General features: G+C 64.5%; 17 protein-coding genes. 14 read left to right on the top strand and 3 right to left on the bottom strand.

Annotation, left to right across the window (positions count from 1 at the left end):
* The first annotated feature begins 33 nt into the window (after window positions 1–33).
* From I6F37_RS20390 to I6F37_RS20360, 7 genes are read left to right on the top strand one after another with little or no spacing between them, the layout of a single operon-like run.
* Window positions 34–1,410: a CBS domain-containing protein gene (locus tag I6F37_RS20390; RefSeq protein WP_051056915.1), complete on the top strand. Its 1,377-nt coding sequence runs from the start codon at window positions 34–36 to the stop codon at window positions 1,408–1,410.
* Window positions 1,411–1,432: 22 nt separating this feature from the next.
* The gene (locus tag I6F37_RS20385) at window positions 1,433–3,352 is read left to right on the top strand and encodes an N-acetylneuraminate synthase family protein (protein ID WP_225152455.1); all 1,920 of its coding nucleotides are present in this window, start codon (window positions 1,433–1,435) and stop codon (window positions 3,350–3,352) included.
* Window positions 3,352–4,041 (top strand): acylneuraminate cytidylyltransferase family protein, encoded by a 690-nt coding sequence (locus tag I6F37_RS20380; RefSeq protein ID WP_036007390.1) that lies wholly within the window; start codon window positions 3,352–3,354, stop codon window positions 4,039–4,041. The genes I6F37_RS20385 and I6F37_RS20380 overlap by 1 nt, the downstream gene beginning before the upstream one ends.
* On the top strand, window positions 4,034–4,798 hold the full coding sequence (locus I6F37_RS20375; protein WP_036007392.1) for an SDR family oxidoreductase: 765 nt from the start codon (window positions 4,034–4,036) through the stop codon (window positions 4,796–4,798). The genes I6F37_RS20380 and I6F37_RS20375 overlap by 8 nt, the downstream gene beginning before the upstream one ends.
* Window positions 4,795–5,643: a sugar phosphate isomerase/epimerase gene (locus I6F37_RS20370; RefSeq protein WP_085968984.1), complete on the top strand. Its 849-nt coding sequence runs from the start codon at window positions 4,795–4,797 to the stop codon at window positions 5,641–5,643. The genes I6F37_RS20375 and I6F37_RS20370 overlap by 4 nt, the downstream gene beginning before the upstream one ends.
* Window positions 5,640–6,401: an SDR family NAD(P)-dependent oxidoreductase gene (locus tag I6F37_RS20365; protein WP_036007395.1), complete on the top strand. Its 762-nt coding sequence runs from the start codon at window positions 5,640–5,642 to the stop codon at window positions 6,399–6,401. Before I6F37_RS20370 ends, I6F37_RS20365 begins: the two co-directional genes overlap by 4 nt.
* 13 nt (window positions 6,402–6,414) lie before the next feature.
* Window positions 6,415–7,254, top strand: a complete 840-nt coding sequence (locus tag I6F37_RS20360; RefSeq protein ID WP_036007397.1) for an SDR family oxidoreductase — start codon at window positions 6,415–6,417, stop codon at window positions 7,252–7,254.
* A gap of 61 nt (window positions 7,255–7,315) precedes the next feature.
* On the opposite strand, the gene I6F37_RS20355 is transcribed toward I6F37_RS20360, so the two are convergent.
* Together I6F37_RS20355 and I6F37_RS20350 are read right to left on the bottom strand one after the other, a co-directional pair.
* Window positions 7,316–8,731 carry a DUF6418 domain-containing protein gene (locus tag I6F37_RS20355; protein ID WP_036007399.1) on the bottom strand — a complete coding sequence of 472 codons (1,416 nt, stop codon included), beginning with the start codon at window positions 8,729–8,731 and terminating at the stop codon, window positions 7,316–7,318.
* Between the two features lie 8 nt (window positions 8,732–8,739).
* Window positions 8,740–9,597 carry a hypothetical protein gene (locus I6F37_RS20350; RefSeq protein ID WP_157784013.1) on the bottom strand — a complete coding sequence of 286 codons (858 nt, stop codon included), beginning with the start codon at window positions 9,595–9,597 and terminating at the stop codon, window positions 8,740–8,742.
* A 444-nt stretch (window positions 9,598–10,041) separates the two neighbouring features.
* Here I6F37_RS20350 and I6F37_RS20345 point away from each other — a divergent pair, with 444 nt between their 5' ends.
* From I6F37_RS20345 to neuB, 7 genes are all read left to right on the top strand, one after another.
* Window positions 10,042–10,926 (top strand): class I SAM-dependent methyltransferase, encoded by an 885-nt coding sequence (locus I6F37_RS20345; protein WP_051056913.1) that lies wholly within the window; start codon window positions 10,042–10,044, stop codon window positions 10,924–10,926.
* Between the two features lie 51 nt (window positions 10,927–10,977).
* Complete coding sequence (locus I6F37_RS20340) at window positions 10,978–11,298, top strand: hypothetical protein (RefSeq protein WP_036007403.1); 321 nt, start codon at window positions 10,978–10,980, stop codon at window positions 11,296–11,298.
* A complete protein-coding gene (locus tag I6F37_RS20335) occupies window positions 11,292–12,494 on the top strand; it encodes an HAD-IIIA family hydrolase (protein ID WP_036007405.1) in 1,203 nt (400 codons plus the stop codon). Before I6F37_RS20340 ends, I6F37_RS20335 begins: the two co-directional genes overlap by 7 nt.
* Window positions 12,495–12,628: 134 nt before the next feature.
* Window positions 12,629–13,648, top strand: a complete 1,020-nt coding sequence (locus I6F37_RS20330; protein ID WP_036007407.1) for an NAD-dependent 4,6-dehydratase LegB — start codon at window positions 12,629–12,631, stop codon at window positions 13,646–13,648.
* On the top strand, window positions 13,641–14,867 hold the full coding sequence (locus I6F37_RS20325) for a LegC family aminotransferase (RefSeq protein ID WP_036007409.1): 1,227 nt from the start codon (window positions 13,641–13,643) through the stop codon (window positions 14,865–14,867). The genes I6F37_RS20330 and I6F37_RS20325 overlap by 8 nt, the downstream gene beginning before the upstream one ends.
* Window positions 14,860–16,038 (top strand): UDP-N-acetylglucosamine 2-epimerase, encoded by a 1,179-nt coding sequence (gene neuC / locus I6F37_RS20320; RefSeq protein ID WP_036007411.1) that lies wholly within the window; start codon window positions 14,860–14,862, stop codon window positions 16,036–16,038. Before I6F37_RS20325 ends, neuC begins: the two co-directional genes overlap by 8 nt.
* Complete coding sequence (gene neuB / locus I6F37_RS20315) at window positions 16,035–17,105, top strand: N-acetylneuraminate synthase (RefSeq protein WP_036007413.1); 1,071 nt, start codon at window positions 16,035–16,037, stop codon at window positions 17,103–17,105. Before neuC ends, neuB begins: the two co-directional genes overlap by 4 nt.
* On the opposite strand, the gene I6F37_RS20310 is transcribed toward neuB, so the two are convergent.
* Window positions 17,102–17,713: an acetyltransferase gene (locus tag I6F37_RS20310; protein ID WP_036029839.1), complete on the bottom strand. Its 612-nt coding sequence runs from the start codon at window positions 17,711–17,713 to the stop codon at window positions 17,102–17,104. The genes neuB and I6F37_RS20310 overlap by 4 nt on opposite strands.
* Window positions 17,714–17,873 lie beyond the last annotated feature (160 nt).

Genomic DNA, 17,873 nt, shown 5'->3' with positions numbered 1-17,873 from the left:
ATGGCCGGAATCGGCCCTTTCTGGACCCCAAACGTGCTTGACCGAACCCTCGTCACGATCGCCGAGACGGAGACCATTGAGGAAGCCTTCCGGCGCCTGAACGCGAACATGCTCGGCATCCTGTTCGCGCAAGACGCGAGCGGGCGAATCGTCGGCGCCGTAACGGACGGCGACATCCGCAGGCGCATGCTCACCGGTATCACGATCCAAGACCGGGTTGTGTCCTGCATCAACCGCAAATTCGTCTGGGCACCGACCGGCGGGCCACGCGAGCAGATCCTCAAGCTGCTCGACCAGCGCGTCCACGTCGTGCCGATCCTCGATGGCGAGGGACGGCTGGTCGACGTGTTCAGCCGCGAACTGTTCAACCTGTCGGAAGAGAGCGAGGTGTTCGCGCGCGCCCGCTCGCCGGTGCGGATCAGCTTCTCCGGCGGCGGCACCGACCTGACGCACTACTTCGTGGCGAATGACGGCGGCGCGGTCATCAGCGCCACGATCAAGATGTACGCTCACGCGACGCTGCGGCGCCGGAGCGATCCCGGCATCCGGATCTACTCGCACGACTTCCGCCGCACGGTCGAGGCCGACAATCTCACCGAGCTCGGAACGGGCGGAGATCTCGCACTGATCAAGTCGGTCGTGCGCCTGATCAAGCCGACTTACGGCTTCGAGCTCGAAGTGTCCGCCGACTTCCCGGTCGGTTCCGGCCTCGGCGGCTCCGCGGTGGTTTCGTCGGCGATCATCGGCTGCTTCAACGAATTTCGCAGCGACCAGTGGGACCGCCACGAGATCGCGGAGATGGCCTTCCAGGCCGAGCGGCTGATGCTCAACATCCCCGGCGGCTGGCAGGATCAGTACGCCACCGTGTTCGGCGGATTCAATCACATGGAATTCTTCTCCGACCAGAACACCATCGTGCCGCTTCGCCTCGATCCCAACATCATCGCCGAGCTCGAGGAGAGCCTGGTGCTCTGCTACGTCGGCTCGGGGCGCGATTCCGGCGCCATTCATCGCGACCAGAAGGCTCAGCACGAGACCAGCGACGCGGTGGCCGCAGCTGCCAAGCAGAAGGAAGTGACGCGCGACATCAGGCGGCATCTGCTGCGCGGTCAACTGCTGGAATGCGGCCGGCTGATCGACGAGGCCTGGCACGCCAAGCGGAAGCTGAGCTCCAAGATCTCGTCGGACGCGATCGACGCGATCTATGATTTTGCCAAGCAGCATGGCGCGGTCGGCGGCAAGTTGCTTGGCGCGGGCGGCGGCGGTTACTTCATGTTCTTCGTCCGCCCGTTCGAGCGCTATCAGCTGATCGCGGCGCTGGAACAGCAGGGGCACAGCTGTTCGCGCATCATGTTCGAGGAGAACGGGCTGCGGACGTGGAAGTCCCGTGTTCCCGCCCAGCTAGCATGACGCATATGAGACGAGAATGTTGATGACATCGCCCAAACAGCCTGCTCCGGTCCGCATCGGCAACCGTCTTCTGGGCGATGGCGAACCCTGCTACGTCATCGCCGAGATCGGCAACAACCATAATGGCGACTTCGACCGCGCCATTGCGCTGGTCGATGCCGCGGTCGCCGCCGGAGCTGATTGCGCCAAATTCCAGATGCGCAAGCTCGACGAGGTCTATCGCGCCTCGAGCCTGTCCGGGAAAGACGACGACCTCGCCGTCGAATATACGCTCGATCTTCTGCGCCGCTTCGAGCTGCCGACCGCACAGCAGAAGAAGATCGCCGAATATTGCGCAGCCAAGGGCATCGAGTACCTCTGCACGCCCTGGGACGCCAAGAGCGTCGCCGTGCTCGAAGGCTTCGGCGTGGAGGCCTACAAGGTCGCGTCCGCCGACCTCACCAATCTGCCGCTGCTCGCCCGCCTCACCGCCACCGACAAGACGTTGATCGTCTCGACCGGCATGAGCACGACGGACGAGATCAAGGCCGCGGCGAAGTTCCTCGACGACCGGAATGCCAGCTACGTGCTGCTGCATTGCCAGAGCACCTACCCGGCCGCGCTCCACAACATTCATTTGCGTTTCATGGAAACGCTGCGCGAGATCCATCCGGTCGTCGGCTATTCCGGCCACGAGCGCGGCATTGCCGTTTCGACGGCCGCCGTCGCGCTCGGCGCCGTCGTCATCGAACGCCACATCACGCTCGATCGCGAGATGGAAGGTCCCGACCATGCCGCAAGTCTCGAGCCGGAGGAATTCAAGGCACTCGTCTCCGGCATTCGCGAGGTGGAAGCGGCCCGCGGCGAGGAGCTCGCCGAGCGCGCGCTGAGCCAGGGTGAGCTGATCAACCGCGAAAACCTCGCCAAGAGCCTGGTGGCCGCGCGCGACCTGTCGGCCGGCACCGTGATCTCCGAAAGCGACATCGCCGTGAAGAGCCCGGGACAGGGCCTGTCGCCGCTCAAGATGCCGGCGCTGCTCGGCCGCAAGCTGACGCGAACGATGGCGGCCGACGACTATTTCTTCCAGAGCGACCTCAATGAAGGCGCCGCGAAGGCGCGGCGCTACCGCTTCGACCGCCCCTGGGGCGTGCCGGTGCGCTATCACGATACCGAACGCTTCTTGGAAATCTGCGAGCCCGACATCATCGAATTCCATCTCAGCTACAGCGACATGGAGCGCGATCCGGCGGCCTATCTGTCGGGCCCCTATGATCTCGGTTTCGTGGTGCATGCGCCGGAGCTGTTTGCCGGCTCCAAGCTGATGGACCTCGCAACGCCCGACGAGGCGCTGCGGCGCTACTCGCTGGAGCAGACTCAGGCGGTGATCGACATCACCCGCGGCCTGAAGAAATTCTTCCCCAAGACCAAGCGTCCGCCCATCGTCGCCAATATCGGCGGCTTCACCATGGACGAGCCGCTGCCGCCGGAGGACAAAGCCGAGCGCTACCGCATCTTTGCGCAGAGCTTGACCGAGCTCGACATGGAGGGTGTCGAGCTGACGCCGCAGACCATGGCGCCGTTTCCCTGGCATTTCGGCGGCCAGCGCCACCAGAACATCTTCATCTTCCCGGAGGAATCGGCCGCGTTCTGCGCCAAGCATGATTTGCGCATGTGCGTCGATATCTCCCACACCAAGCTCGCCGCCAATCATTTCGGCTTCGACTTCGCGCAGGGCCTCGCCCAGCTCGGGCCGCACACCGCGCATCTGCATTTCGGCGACGCCAAGGGCCTCGACGGCGAAGGTCTTCAGATCGGCGAAGGCGAGATCGATTTCGACGAGATCGGACAGGTGTTGCGCAAGCATGCACCGACGGCATCGTTCATTCCCGAAATATGGCAGGGTCACAAGAACATGGGCGAAGGCTTCTGGACCGCGCTCGAGCGTCTGGAGGGACACATCTGATGGCGCGCAAGACCCTGGCCGTGATCGCCGCGCGCGGCGGCTCCAAGGGCATCCCGCACAAGAACCTGCTCGATCTCTGCGGCAAGCCCCTGATCGCCTGGACGGTCGAACAGGCCCGCGCGGCGCGCGGCGTCGACGTCGTGGCGGTCTCGTCGGACAGCGAGGCGATCCTCGCCGCGGCCGAGGCCGCCGGCGCCGTCGGCGTGCGGCGTCCGGACGACATTTCGGGCGACCTCGCCTCCTCCGAATCCGCCTGGCTCCATGCCCTCGATGCGACCGAGGCGCGACTGGGCCGGTTCGAGCGCGTGGTCGCGCTTCAGGCCACATCGCCGATCCGCGAGCCCGGCGACATCGAGAACGCACTTGAGACCTTCGATCGCGACCATCTCGACAGCCTGCTGTCGGTCTGCGAGGTCGAGGACTACTTCAACTGGCGGATCGGCGCGAACGGCCCGGAGCCGATCAATTACGACTATCGCAACCGCCGCATGCGCCAGCAGATCGAGAAGCGCTACCTCGAGAACGGCTCGTTCTACGTCCTGATCCCATCCCTCCTGCGCGAGCAGAACAATCGTCTCGGCGGCAAGATCGGCTTCCACGTCATGGATCGTCACAAGATGTTCCAGATCGACCGCCCCGAGGACGTCAAGCTTTGCGCCGCCATCATGCGCAGTTACGGCTATGCCTGATCTCAGCGCCTTCTCGCTCGCAGGCAAGATCGCGGTGGTCACCGGCGCCTCGCGCGGCATTGGCGCGGCGATCGCGAGCGGCCTCAAGGTTGCCGGAGCCACCGTGTTCGGCCTCAGCCGGTCCGGAACCGCGCCGCAGGGCGTCACCGCCATGGCCTGCGACCTCTCCGACGACAGCGCGATCGAAGGCGCATTCCGCGCCATTGCGGCAAAAGGCAATCGCATCGACGCACTCGTGAACGCCGCCGGCATCAGTCTTCCGGCCCAAGGCGGCGAAAGCGAGCTCGCACGCTTCCGTGCCACGGTCGCAACCGATCTCACCGGCGTCTACGCCACCATCCTCGCCGCCTATCCGCTCCTGAAGAACGCGGGCTCGGCGGCGATCGTCAACGTCACCAGCATCAATTCGGTGCGCGGCTTCCCCGGCAATCCCGGCTACGTCGCGGCAAAGGCGGGGCTTGCCGGGCTGACGCGGGCACTCGCCGCCGACTACGCACCGGACGGCATCCGCGTCAACGCACTTGCGCCGGGCTACGTCGCGACCGAGATGACCGCGAAGAGCTATGCCGACCCCGTCATGCACGAGGATCGGCGCCGCCACACCATGCTCGGCCGCTGGGGGCAACCCGCCGACATGGTGGGTGCCGCCGTCTTTCTCGCGTCGGAAGCCTCCGCCTATGTGACCGGCCAGGAGATCTTTGTCGACGGCGGCTGGATCGCCAAGGGCCTCGCCATCAGTTCGGATAGCACATCGTGACCGCAACGCTCGAACGCATCGGCTTCATGCAGGGACGCCTGTCGGCCCTGGTCGACGGCAAGATCCAGGCGTTCCCGTGGAACGAATGGCGCGAGGAATTTCCCCGCGCCAAGGCGCTCGGCCTGACGCGGATGGAATGGACCATCGACCAGGAGCGGCTGCGCGAGAACCCGCTGATGACCGAGCCGGGACAACAGGAGATTCTGACGCTGGCACGCGAAAATGGCGTGCGCATCCCGAGCCTGACCGGCGATTGCTTCATGCAAGCGCCGTTCTGGAAGGTCGATGCGGTCGTGCGCGATGCCCTCGTCAACGATCTCGATCTCCTGATTGCCGCCTGCAGCCGCATCGGCATCGCGTTCATCGTGGTCCCGCTGGTCGACAACGGCAAGATCGAGCGCGAGAGCGAGAGCGACACGCTCAAGCGGGTGCTGATCGCCCGCCGCGAGCAGCTCATAAGACAGAACGTCAAGATCGTCTTCGAGTCCGATCTGCCGCCGCGCGACCTCGCCCGCTTCATGGAGGCGTTTCCGGCGGAGGTCTTCGGCATCAACTACGACAGCGGCAACAGCGCCTCGCTGGGCTACGACAGCGCCGAGGAGATCGAGGCCTACGCGCCCCGCATTCTCAACGTCCATGTCAAGGACCGCGTGCGCGGCGGCACCACCGTGCCGCTCGGCACCGGCAACGCTGATCTCGCGAAGACGATCCGGCTGATCGAGCGCTCCGGCTATAGGGGACAATACATCCTGCAAACCGCGCGGGCCGGCGACGGCGATCACGCCGGCGCGCTGGCGACATATCGCGACATGACGGTTCGCTGGATCGAGGATGCCGCGCGATGAAGCTCGAGCTGGATGATCGCGTCGCGCTCGTCACCGGCGCCAGCCGCGGCATCGGGCTCGCGATCGCGACGACGCTCGCCGCAGAAGGCGCCAGAGTCGCGCTCGCGGCGCGCGGCGCAGATGCGCTCGATGCCGCGCGGGCTACGGTCGGCGGCAGCACATCGGTTCACGTGGCCGATGTCACCGATCCGGCTGCGGCAGCGAGGCTGCTGAACGAGGTCGAACGGCAGTGGGGGCGCCTCGACATCCTCGTCTGCAACGTCGGCAGCGGCGCTTCCGTGCCGCCCGGGCAGGAGAATGCAGCGGAATGGTCGCGGGTGATGGATCTCAATTTCTTCGCCACGACCAACATGATCGAGGCCGCACGGCCGCTGATGGCGCGCGGCAGCGGCGACCGGTCGATCGTCTGTATCTCCTCGATCGCCGGCATGGCGGCGCTGGGCGCACCCGTCACCTACTATGCCGCGAAGGCGGCGCTGAACGCCACCGTGCGCGGGCTGGCACGCCCGCTGGCGCTCGAGGGCATCCGCATCAATGCGGTCGCGCCCGGCAACATCCTCGCCGCCGACGGCACCTGGGCACGCAAGCTCGCCGAGAACAGGGCCGCGGTCGAGGACATGCTTGTGCGCGAGGTGGCGCTGCGCCGGCTCGGCAAGCCGGAAGAGGTCGCCGACCTCGTCGCATTCCTCGCCTCGCCGCGCGCGGCGTTCATTACCGGCAGCGTCATGGTCGCCGACGGCGGCCAATTGCGCGGCTGAACAGGAGCTCCCGATGGCAAGCCCGTCCTCACGCTATGACCTGACCGGCCGTACCGCTCTCGTGACCGGTGCAGGCGGCCTGCTCGGCCGGCAGCATGTCGCCGCGCTCTCCGAGGCGGGGGCGCGCGTCGTCGTGACCGACGTCGGGCTTGCGCAGGCCGAAGCCGCCGTTGCCGCGCTCAAGCAGAATGCGCCGTCCGCCGACCTGATCGCGCTTGCGATCGACGTCACCACACTCGATTCGGTGCGCGCTGCGCACGAGCAGCTTTCCGGCCGCGGCGTCTCCGTCGACATCCTCGTCAACAACGCGGCCATCGATCCCAAGGTGACCTCCGCACCCGGCGTGATGCATTCCTCCCGCTTCGAGGCGTTTCCGGTGCCGCAATGGCAGACCGAGATCGCCGTGGGCCTGACCGGCGCGATGCTATGCGCTCAGGTGTTCGGCGGTGCAATGGCATCGCGGGGCCGCGGTGTGATCCTCAACATCGCCTCCGATCTCGGCGTGATCGCGCCGGACCAGCGGCTCTATCGCCAACCGCAGGTGACGCGCGAGGAGGAGCAGCCGGTGAAGCCGGTGACCTACTCCGTGATCAAGCACGGCTTGATCGGGCTGACGAAATATCTGGCGACGTACTGGGCCGATCACGGCGTCCGCGTCAACGCGATCTCGCCGGGCGGGGTCTTCAACAACCAGGATCCCGCCTTCGTCGAGCGACTGACGCGCCTGATCCCGATGGGCCGCATGGCCGAGGTCGACGAGTACCGCGCCGCGGTGCAGTTCCTGTGCTCGGATGCCTCGAGCTACATGACCGGGCAGAACCTGGTGATGGATGGCGGTCGAAGCGTGTGGTAGCCGCGGCGCGCCGCTCACGACGAGAGCGACACCGCTCTGCGCTGCTCGCCGGACGTAGCTCCTAAACTTTGGAAACCGCAGAGCGGCGAAACAAGCGAGTTTTGTCGGCGAGCACCCACGGGAGAACGGGACGGCCCAACATCTGCCAACGCTCCTCCAGAATGATCGCGGCGAACAGCGCGGCAATTTTGATCCAATATGTCGGCGTCGCCGCAAAGTTCAGCATGCCCCCGATGTACATGACGTAGAAGCCATACAGCACATAGAACGACAGCATTGCCGTCAGATATCGCCCGGCAACGATTGAGCGGATCATGATCGCGGAAATGAGCGCCGTGAGCCAGCCGGCACCCAGCAGAAAGAACCAGCTCAAATAGGGACCAAACAGCTCGAAAAAGATTTCAGGAAATCCACCTGCGAATTGAAACCCGCCCGTGATGTGCTCCGTCGTCCGTGGCTCACCGATCGTTTCGGACATCAGGAACTGCGGTGTCGTGTTTCGTCCCGCAACGATGGGACGCCCGAACAGGGCATCGAAGGCACGGCGTGCATCCCAATCTCCGTTGACCAGAACACGCTGATAGGACGCCCATCCTATCTCTGACGGCTGCACGAGAGCGCGCTCCACGAAAGCGCCCCGCGCGGCCTCTCCTTCGTATCCTCTGACCCTGGTCAGATTCCAGTAGAGCGCGAATGCAATCATCGCGACCGTCGCCGCTATGATGCCGGTGCCCGCCAGCACGATGCGGCGATCGGCGATCCGAGGCAGCAAGCTTAACGAACGTCCGCCTGCAAAGCCTCGCGCCTGAACGAGCAAAGCCGCCGAGAACGGTATGATAAAGAATCCACAATATCGGTAGAAGGGCGAGAAGCGCCCGCCTACGAGAAACATGTAGAAGATCATTGCAGCCAGCAAAACCAGAAAGCGATAATCGTATCGCCGCCGTCGCAACCACTCAGCGACGAACATGGTCCCCCACCAGAAGCAGACCATGTCGCCTCGCTCGATCACAAAGCGATGAAGAAAATTGGCCTGCTCGTTGAAGGTCCAACGCTCGATCTTGGCGAACAGTGGAATGACGCCCCCCTGGATCAGAGCGCCGAAAAGCAGGATCAAGAAAAGGACCGACACGTAGAATGTGACGTCCGACAGAGTCAGTTGAGATTGGCTCGGATGCGGCTCGGGAACTGGAGCCGACCGAGCCCAATCATCCAGCGCCTGCGCATTGAAAACCCAGAGGAATGGAAGAAGCGTCAGAAAATAGGCGATCGACTGGAACACAGTCATGACGCCGGGACCAATGAACATCTGAAGCTGGGACGAAAGGATTGGCCCCGAGAGATCGATGTAGAACGAGGAGATCGTCCGCCACACAAAGGTAAACAAAAGAAAGGCGAGGCACAGGAAAATTGTCGATCTGAAGCGCAACAACCAAACGATGAAGAGCAGTATCGAGACACCAGCCAAAAGGGTCATGGCCAGCTCTACCCGACGCGGACCGATCGCTTCAGAAGGAAAGTCAAAAGGCCAATGAAGAGGACGATGCCCAAGCCCGCCAGAATGGCTCTTTGCACGAGATTGACCTCCCTGGGGCCTTCCATCACAGGAGATGATCCATCCTGCAGGCCTGTCATCCTCACGGTGCGCTCGCTATAGGTCAGTAACGCAATGCGCGTTTCGACGTTGAGAATTCCATCAACTGAGCCCCCGGGGCTCGACATCAAGGCCGTGCCATCCGGCCGAGCCGGCGTAACGTATATGTCGCCCTTCTTGAGCGAATCGCTCAGGCGCACCTTTGCATCTTGAAGGCTGTCGCGCACGGAACGCAACAATTCCATTCTGGGTTCAAGCAATTTCTGATGAACGGCCTGGATTGCGGCAACGGCCTGTTGAAGCAGGATCAGCGCCTCCTCCTTCGAGGCGGAACTTGCCTCCAGACGGATGATGGAATCGTCTATGACGATCCCGCGCAACGAAGCTCCGGCGAACGCCCCCCGGCGGTCGTGAAGTGCCTTGCGAGCATCGGCAAGTACGCTGTCTTGGAACTGAATCCCTCCGATCCGTGTCACCAGCTCACGGGCACTCTCTACGCGTTCGACGGTCATCGCAGACCGGCCGAGAAGGCCGTCAAGGCTGGGCATTGTACCAAGTGCAATCGTCGCGCTTGCGGTCCAGGATTCCACCTTTCGGCCGACGTCCAGGGAACCGAGAGCAGCCAACAACATGGCTCCGATGGCGAGCGAAAGAACCCAATGCTTCCGTACTGTTCGGATAGCGACATCGGACCACCTCGCAAGCTGCGGACGAACTGAAGCTTGGGGCGCACGCTCGATCATGGGCATGTACTCTTGTCCCGGACACAATATGAACGGAAAGCTCCATACCGTGAATGGGGCGCCCGGTCGACATCATACTAAGCAATCTATGGTTGATTAATCGGCTCCTGTGCCAAATTCTCGAGGAACCATTGTGGCCCTGGCCGCCCTCGGTCCGTCCTGCCGTCTGATCCACCAAAGGTGACCCGCGACTTTCGTCAGGCTCAAGCCTTGGTCGCCCAAGCGGCCGCTGGACATGAGGGCGCTCTTGCTACCGGAACGAGTGCCGCCATCTCTGTGCTCCAGTCCTTGCATTGGGGCTGCGGCTCCCGTATGACCGAAACTAGCTATGTGAGTTGGTATCTGCCTCAAACAGGCAGAACATCGGCCTTTCTTGGACCTACACCGTGCTTCAACCACCGCTCGTCAGCATCACTCCGATCGTGGCCATTCCGGCGAGGAAATGCTGACGTGCGCTGGCAAACAAAGGCGCGGGCGTTCTCCGTATTGTCGAACATTCCCTGGGGCGAAGACCTGCATTACGCCCTGCAGCGCTACGTCACACGACGGCTGCCGCGCCCCGAACGACAGGTCAGGTCCATCTATACGCTTGCGCAGCGGCTGCTGGGCGTCCACGACAGGTACAGCATCCGACCGTTACAGGATTCGACTTTTTACGAGTTCGGCGCCGGGCGGGATCTGATCATTCCTCTCGCCTTCAGTGCACATGGGGCGCGACGTTTCATCACCGTCGACATCGAGCGCTTGGCCAAGCTGGAACTGATCCGCGCCAACGCAGCCGTGATTTCTCGACTGAGCGGGACCGACCACCCCGACTTGAAGTCCGTAGAGGACCTCGAACGTTACTGGCACATCGACTACCGCGCACCGGCCGATGCCCGAACGACAGGCCTGCCAGCCGGTTCGATCGACTGCGCGGTCTCGGTCGAAACGCTCGAGCACATTCCCAAGAGCGACATCGCGGCGATCCTGAAGGAGTTGCGACGCATCATGCGCCCTGACGGGCTTATCCTCATGCAAATCGACTACGGCGACCACTTCAAAGGCTTCGATCCGTCCATCAGCTCATTCAATTTCCTGACCTATTCCGACGAGGATTGGGCGCCCTTCCAGTCTCGCTTCCAATACGTCAATCGTTTGCGCCATAGCGAATATCTGCAGCTGTTCAGAGAGGCCGGGTTTGAACTTCTCAGCGACCAACCAGACCGCCGGCCACCTGAGCAGCAGATCCTGGAACGGTTGGCACCGCGCTTTCGAAATTTCTCTCCGGAGGATCTGTTCACGCTAGGCTCCCTGATCGTTGGCCGCCCGACTGACCTGCCGAAAGGAAATTGAAGATCGCCAATTCTCGGCTGCTGCGACGGGCCCCATCCAAGAGATCTCGCGATGTGCACGATCACATTTGTCCTGACCTTGCTGTTCTTCCTGATCCAGCTCGGCACAGTTGGCTCCGCCAGAACCTACATCCTCTCGGACCCGTATACGATCGGCATCGTCCGGGCGACCAACGGCGCGCCGGCCGCCCATCTGTTCTCCAGTCTGGACACCGTGAACGAAATGATCGCAACAGGTGCAAAATCGGTCGTACGCACGACTCTGCAGCCGGCCGAAGGAGATCAGCGGCTTGCAGATACTTGCAGCCTGATCGCCCCTCTGATGCGCGTCGTGTTGCATCACTCATGCCATCGGAGGGACAAATCATGCTGAGACAAGCCGTCATCCTCGTCGGTGGGCTCGGCACCCGCCTTGGCGAACGCACCAAATCCGTGCCGAAGCCGATGCTCGAGATCGGCGGCCGGCCGTTTCTCGACACGCTGATCGATGAACTCGCCCGCTATCAGGCCTTCGATGAGATCCTGTTGCTTGCCGGCCACAAGGCCGACATCGTCGAGAGCCACTACGCCGGAGCGGCGCGGGGCCGGGCAAAGATCGTCGTGTCGCGCGAAACCGAGCCGCTCGGTACCGGCGGCGCGCTCGTGAACGCGCGCGATCTGCTGCACGACCGTTTCCTGCTGCTCAACGGCGACTCGCTGTTCGACTTCAACCTGCTTGATCTGATCGCGCGTGCGCGGGACGGTCGGATTCACATGGCATTGCGCGACGGCGTCGTCGGGGACCGCTACGGGCGCGTCGCGCTCGAGGGCAGCGTGGTGCGCGATTTCATCGCCCCGGGTGCGGGCGCCACGGGGCCGGTCAATGCCGGGATCTACGTCGTCGACAAGTCCGTTCTCGCCGATATCGCGAAGCTTCCCGCCTCCCTCGAACAGGACGTGTTTCCCGACCTTGCCGCGCGCGGCGAGCTGCGCGGCACCGCCTATCGCGGCTATTTCATCGACATCGGCATTCCCGACGATTTCGCGCGCGCCGATCGCGAGCTGCGCGAGAAGCTGCGGCGTCCCGCCGTGTTCTTCGATCGCGACGGCGTGCTCAACCATGATTCCGGCTACACATTCGAGACGCACAAGCTCGAATGGATCGACGGGGCACGCGAGGCCGTGAAGACCGTCAACGACGCCGGCTATTTCGCCTTCGTCATCACCAATCAATCCGGCGTCGCGCGCGGCTATTACGAGGAGCATCACGTCGTCACCCTGCACCGCTGGATGGCGGAGCAGATGGCGCTGGTCGGCGCGCATATCGACGCCTTCGAATATTGCCCCGATCATCCCGAGGGAACCGTGGCCCGCTATTGCCGCGTCAGCGACCGTCGCAAGCCGGCGCCGGGCATGATCGCCGACCTGGCGCAGCGTTTCCCCATCGACATGGCGCGCAGCATGGTGATCGGCGACAAGCCGAGCGACCTCGAGGCCGCGCAGGCTGCCGGACTTCCCGGCCATTTGTTCCAGGGCGGCAATCTCGAGGCGTTCGTAAGAGCGCGCCTGAACGCGGCCGGCAAGACTTAGATCGCCGGTCAAAAACTGCTGCATCCCCGGGCATTTGACAGCTTTCACACCGCTGCTCTGTTGCGCGCGACCGCCAGTATGCTATAGCGCCATCTTGTTGCGAAGACTGGCTTAATCGCCTTTTGGGGTCCGGCATGGCAGATCTGAGGGACGCCCGCGTCCTCGTTACCGGCAGCGACGGCTTCATCGGTTCGCATGTCGTCGAGGAGCTGGTGAAAGCCGGGGCCCGCGTCAAGGCGATCGTCTACTACAACTCCTTCAACTCCTGGGGCTGGCTGGACACCGTTCCCGCCGACATCATGACGTCCGTGGAGGTGGTTGCCGGCGACATCCGCGATCCGCATTTCATGATCGCAGCCGCCAGCGGCTGCACCGACGTTCTGCACCTGGCGGCGTTGATCGCGATCCCCTTCTCCTATGTCGCGCCCGATTCCTATGTCGAGACCAATGTGCGCGGCACCGTGAACGTGCTCCAGGCCGCGCGCATGGCCGGCGTGCGGCGCTTCGTGCAGACCTCGACCAGCGAGGTCTATGGCACGGCGCAGACCGTTCCGATCAAGGAGAGTCATCCGCTGGTCGGCCAGTCGCCCTACTCGGCCTCGAAGATCGCCTCCGATCAGATGGCGCTATCGTTCCACGCCTCGTTCGACCTGCCGGTCGTGGTGATCAGGCCGTTCAACACCTATGGACCGCGGCAATCGGCGCGCGCGGTGATCCCCACGATCATCAGCCAGATCGCGACCGGCAAGCGAAGGATTCGTCTCGGCGCCGTCAGCCCGACGCGTGACTTCTCCTTCGTCACCGACACCGCGCGCGGCCTGATTGCGGGACTCACCGCACCGGCCGAGCAGACCGTCGGCCAGACCATCAATCTCGGCAGCGGCTTCGAGATTTCGGTCGGCGCCACCGCGCAGATGATCGCCGACGTGATGGGGATCACGATCGAGATCGAGACCGACGAGGCGCGGCTGCGCCCCGCCAATAGCGAGGTCGAGCGGCTCTGGGCCGACAATTCCAGGGCGCGCCAGCAGCTTGGCTGGGCCCCGGAATTCGGCGGGATCGAAGGCATGCGCCAGGGCATCGTGAAGACGGTGAAGTGGTTCACCAATCCCGTCAATCTCGGCCGCTACAAGGCGGACGTCTACAATGTCTGAGGCAATTGTGGGAACGGCCGCGACCAGATCCGACATCTCTACGCGCACCTTCGATCCGAAGGCCGTGGTCGATGCCGTCCGGCGCGCCGCAGGCACGCCCAACGGCATCCTCGGTCTGCACGAGCCGGTGTTCGCCGGAAACGAGGTCGCCTATCTCGAAGAATGCATCAAGAGCACCTTCGTCTCCTCGGTCGGCCCGTTCGTCGACCGCTTCGAGCGGATGCTGGAGGAGGTGACCGGCGCCAGGCGGGCGGTCGCCGTCGTCAACGGCACGGCGGCACTGCACGCCTGCTTCCGCCTGGCCGGCGTCGAGCCCGGCGACGAGGTCATCTCGCCGGCGCTGACCTTCATCGCGACCACCAACGCGATCGCCTACTGCGGGGCGGTGCCGCATTTCGTCGATAGCTCCTTCGTCACGCTCGGCATGGATCCGCGCGCCCTCGCCGCGCGGCTCGAGAGGATTGCCGAGCGGACGCCGAAGGGCACGATCAATCGCGAGACCGGGCGCCGCATCGCCGCGATCTCGCCGATGCACACGTTCGGGCATCCCGTCGAGCTCGACGAGATCGCCGCGATCGCCCGCGACTGGGGCATCGCGCTGGTGGAGGACGCCGCGGAATCCTTGGGCTCGACCTACAAGGGCCACGCCGTCGGATCGCAGGCGCGGCTGGCGGCGCTGAGCTTCAACGGCAACAAGATCGTCACCACAGGCGGCGGCGGCGCTATCCTCACCAACGACGAGGAGCTGGGACGCCGCGCCAAGCATCTCACCACCACCGCGAAGCTGCCACACAAATGGGCCTTCGTGCACGACGAGATCGGCTTCAACTACCGCCTGCCCAACCTGAACGCCGCGCTCGGCTGTGCCCAGCTCGAGCAGCTCGACGGCTTCCTGGCGAGCAAGCGCCGGCTGGCTGCAGCCTATGAGCGCGTCTTTGCGGACGTTCCCGGCGTGAGCTTCTCGCGCGAGCCCGAGGGCACCACGAGCAATTACTGGCTGAACGCGATCCTGCTCGACGAGGCCCATGCCGGACGGCGGGACGACCTGCTGACGGCGCTGAACGAAGCCGGCTTCGGCGCGCGGCCGGCCTGGACCCTGATGCACCGCCTGCCGATGTTCTCGGACAGCCCGCGCGGCGATCTCGCCACCGCCGAGTCGATCGAGCGCCGCCTGATCAACCTGCCGAGCAGCGCCAGCATCAGAGCCCGCGATGAATAGCGGAACGCGAAAGATCTGCTTCGTCACCGGCAGCCGGGCCGATTTCGGGCTGCTGGTCTGGCCGATGCGCGCGATCCGCGAGACGTCAGGCTTGAGGCTCCAGCTCATCGCCACCGGTATGCATCTCGCGCCCGAGTTCGGCTACACCTTCAACGCCATCCGCGACGAGGGCTTCGAGGTCGACGAGCGCGTCGAGACGCTGCTTGCCAGCGACACCGGCGCGGGCGTTGCAAAATCGGTCGGGCTCGGCGTGATCGGCTTTGCCGACGCGTTCACGCGGCTGCAACCGGATCTCGTCGTCGTGCTCGGCGACCGCTTCGAGATGTTCGCGGCCGCCCAGGCCGCGATGTTCATGCGGCTGCCGATGGCGCATCTGTTCGGCGGCGACGTCACCGAAGGCGCGGTCGACGAATCCGTCCGCCACGCCATCAGCAAGATGTCGCATCTGCATTTCACCAGCAATCAGGACTCGACGCGGCGCTTGATGCAGCTTGGCGAGCACCCAACCCGTGTCCACACCATCGGCTCGGTCGGCATCGACGCCATCAAGCATCTCGATCTGATGAACCGCAACGACATCGGCAACGCGATCGGGATGCCGCTCGGCGAGCGCAATGCGCTCGTGACGTTCCATCCGGTGACGGTCGAGGCCGGACGCTCGGTGGCCGAGCTGGATGAGCTGTTCGCGGCGCTGTCGAGGCTCGATCCCGGCTTTCGCCTCATCTTCACGCTCGCCAATGCCGATGCCGAAGGGCGCGCGCTGAACGACCGGACCAAGGCCTTCGCGACCGGCCGGCCGAACACGATCGCGGTCGCCTCGCTCGGGCAGCTCCGCTATCTCAGCCTGATGAGCCAGGTGGACGTCGTGATCGGCAATTCGTCGAGCGGCATCCTCGAAGCGCCGTCATTCGGTGTTCCGACGGTGGATATCGGCGACCGTCAGAAGGGGCGCGAGCGCGCCGACTCGGTATTTCACGCCACGCCCGAGCGCGGCGCGATCGCCGCGGCGATCTCGCAAGCGCTTGAGCGGGGCCGCAAGGACACCGTCAATCCCTATGGCGACGGCGATTCCAGCCGGCGCTTTGCCGACATCATCGCGGCCATCCCGGATTTCGGCCAGCTCCTGAAGAAGGGCTTCTACGAAGCTCCCGCAAACGGAGCGCGGCCATGACGAGACACACGCTGATCATCGCGGAGGCCGGCGTCAATCACGACGGCAGCCTGGACAAGGCATTGGCCCTCGTCGATGCTGCGGCCGATGCTGGTGCCGACATCGTCAAGTTCCAGACCTTCAATGCAAAGGCGCTGGCGGGCGGAGCGGCGAAGAAGGCCGGCTACCAGCAGCGCACGACGGACGCCGCCGAGAGCCAGCTCGCCATGCTGGAACGTCTCGAGCTGCCGCAGGCTGCACATCACACACTGATCGCGCGCGCCGAGGAGCGCGGTATCGAGTTCCTGTCGACACCCTTCGACGACGCTTCACTCGCCTTTCTGCTGTCGCTCGAACTGCCGCGCATCAAGATCGGATCGGGCGATCTCACCAATGCCCCGCTGCTGCACGCTGCAGCGAGGGCCGGTGCGACGCTGATCCTCTCGACCGGCATGGCGACGCTCAGCGAGATCGAGGAAGCCCTCGGCGTATTGGCGCACGGCTACGCGCAGCGCAACGATGCTGCGGGCCTCGCATCTTTCCGCGCGGCGTGGCGCGATCCGGCAGCGCGCGCCGCGCTGGCGCGGCACGTCAGCCTGCTCCATTGCACGACCGAATATCCCTGCCCCATCGCCGATGTGAACCTCGCTGCGATGGCGACGATGCGGTCGGCGTTCCAGCTTCCGGTCGGCTATTCCGATCACACTGACGGTTTCGAGGTTTCGGTCGCCGCGGTCGCGCTCGGCGCGGCGGTCATCGAGAAGCACCTGACGCTGGATCGCAGCGCGCCCGGTCCCGACCACGCGGCCTCGCTCGAACCTGATGATTTCAAGCGGATGGTCGGCGCCATCCGCAATGTTGAGGCCGCGCTCGGCGACGGCGTTAAGGCACCGAGGGAGTCCGAGGTCGGCAATGTGCCGGTCGCGCGCAAGAGCATCGTGGCGGCACGCGCACTGAAGGCCGGCGAGATCATCGGCCCGGCCGACATCACCGCCAAGCGGCCGGGCACGGGGCGGTCGCCGATCGAGTACTGGTCCCTGATCGGGACCGCGGCACCGCGGGCGCTCGAGCCGGATGATCCGGTCTAGCGGCGAGGCTTGGCAGGAACCCCGCGCAGCACCGAGCCGGACGGCCATGAGCCGGTGACGACAGAGCCCATCGCGACCAGCGTATCGTTGCCGATGGAAATGTGATCGCGGACACGGCTGCCGAGCCCGACGAAGCAATTGTCGCCGATCTCGGCGCCACCGCCGACCACCGTTCCCGGCGAGAGATGGGTGTAGTGTCCAATGCGCACGTCGTGCTCGACGACCGCGCCCGAATTGATGATGCAGTGATGGCCGATCATGCTTCGCGCATTGACGATCGCGCCCGGCATGATGACGCAGCCCAGACCGATCGTTGCCGACGGCGAGACGAACGCGCGCGGATGGATCACCGACGCCCAGCGCGTCAGCTGCAGCCGGCCGATCATCTGCCGGCGCGCGGGCCCCGCCTGCATCGTTCCGACCCCGACCACGAAGGCGGCATCGGGATAGTTCGGCGCAACATCATCGGTTCCGAGATAGCGCGCATCGCCCAACGTTCCCGGCTGGCGATCGAGGAAACCGATGACGTTGAACTGGCCCGACAGAAGCGCTGCCTCGTAGACCATGAAGGCATGTTCGCCGCCGCCGATGATGATCAGATCGTCCATCGCGATTCCCCTGAGCTGCACCGATCTTAGCGGCCGGGCCCGGGCGCTTCAAACCGACCGATTGCGCCTGAAAACGCTTGAATTAACAAGGACAAGCCCGGGTCCCCTGACGGGGTTGACGCCGCCTCTCGCAGCCGCGATATAGCAGGCTCAGCCGTGG

This window comes from Bradyrhizobium sp. NBAIM08, from assembly GCF_020193935.1.
Classification (GTDB): Bacteria; Pseudomonadota; Alphaproteobacteria; order Rhizobiales; family Xanthobacteraceae; genus Bradyrhizobium; species Bradyrhizobium yuanmingense.
This window is presented reverse-complemented; position numbering and strand designations above follow the sequence as displayed.

What these genes read in the sequence shown, in the direction of transcription:
- I6F37_RS20385 (WP_225152455.1), top strand. Translation starts at nt 1,433, where the DNA reads ATGACATCGCCCAAACAGCCTGCTCCGGTCCGCATCGGCAACCGTCTT.
- I6F37_RS20380 (WP_036007390.1), top strand. Translation starts at nt 3,352, where the DNA reads ATGGCGCGCAAGACCCTGGCCGTGATCGCCGCGCGCGGCGGCTCCAAG.
- I6F37_RS20375 (WP_036007392.1), top strand. Translation starts at nt 4,034, where the DNA reads ATGCCTGATCTCAGCGCCTTCTCGCTCGCAGGCAAGATCGCGGTGGTC.
- I6F37_RS20365 (WP_036007395.1), top strand. Translation starts at nt 5,640, where the DNA reads ATGAAGCTCGAGCTGGATGATCGCGTCGCGCTCGTCACCGGCGCCAGC.
- I6F37_RS20360 (WP_036007397.1), top strand. Translation starts at nt 6,415, where the DNA reads ATGGCAAGCCCGTCCTCACGCTATGACCTGACCGGCCGTACCGCTCTC.
- I6F37_RS20355 (WP_036007399.1), bottom strand. Translation starts at nt 8,731, where the DNA reads ATGACCCTTTTGGCTGGTGTCTCGATACTGCTCTTCATCGTTTGGTTG.
- I6F37_RS20350 (WP_157784013.1), bottom strand. Translation starts at nt 9,597, where the DNA reads ATGCCCATGATCGAGCGTGCGCCCCAAGCTTCAGTTCGTCCGCAGCTT.
- I6F37_RS20340 (WP_036007403.1), top strand. Translation starts at nt 10,978, where the DNA reads ATGTGCACGATCACATTTGTCCTGACCTTGCTGTTCTTCCTGATCCAG.
- I6F37_RS20335 (WP_036007405.1), top strand. Translation starts at nt 11,292, where the DNA reads ATGCTGAGACAAGCCGTCATCCTCGTCGGTGGGCTCGGCACCCGCCTT.
- I6F37_RS20330 (WP_036007407.1), top strand. Translation starts at nt 12,629, where the DNA reads ATGGCAGATCTGAGGGACGCCCGCGTCCTCGTTACCGGCAGCGACGGC.
- I6F37_RS20325 (WP_036007409.1), top strand. Translation starts at nt 13,641, where the DNA reads ATGTCTGAGGCAATTGTGGGAACGGCCGCGACCAGATCCGACATCTCT.
- neuC (WP_036007411.1), top strand. Translation starts at nt 14,860, where the DNA reads ATGAATAGCGGAACGCGAAAGATCTGCTTCGTCACCGGCAGCCGGGCC.
- neuB (WP_036007413.1), top strand. Translation starts at nt 16,035, where the DNA reads ATGACGAGACACACGCTGATCATCGCGGAGGCCGGCGTCAATCACGAC.
- I6F37_RS20310 (WP_036029839.1), bottom strand. Translation starts at nt 17,713, where the DNA reads ATGGACGATCTGATCATCATCGGCGGCGGCGAACATGCCTTCATGGTC.